The following is a 276-nucleotide window of genomic DNA, read 5'->3' as shown; positions in this document are numbered from 1 at the left end:
AAACACCAGCACGCCCCCCGACGACTGCGTATTGATGGATTCCATCAAGGAGATGAACTCCACGCCGCGTTTGTTGAGCCGCTCGATCAGTTCGACGAGCTTGCTGAGCGATCGACCGAGTCGATCAAGCCGCCAGACGACAAGTGCGTCACCGGGCTGAAGCGTGGCGAGCGCGGAGTCGAGTCCGGGCCGGTCGAATACGGCGCCAGAGACGCCCTGGTCGGTGAACAAGGCATCGCATCGCGCATCGTGCAGCGCATCAATCTGGAGCGCCAG

The 276-nt window shown here is 62.3% G+C and carries 1 protein-coding gene; it reads right to left on the bottom strand.

Features of this window, described 5'->3' with window-relative positions:
- The coding region (locus SB725_RS31010; RefSeq protein WP_410923220.1) for a recombinase family protein at window positions 1–276 on the bottom strand (276 nt) is incomplete at both ends.

Origin of the sequence: Pseudomonas sp. SIMBA_041 (assembly GCF_046535095.1) — a bacterium.
Taxonomy (GTDB): Bacteria; Pseudomonadota; Gammaproteobacteria; order Pseudomonadales; family Pseudomonadaceae; genus Aquipseudomonas; species Aquipseudomonas mucoides.
This window is presented reverse-complemented; position numbering and strand designations above follow the sequence as displayed.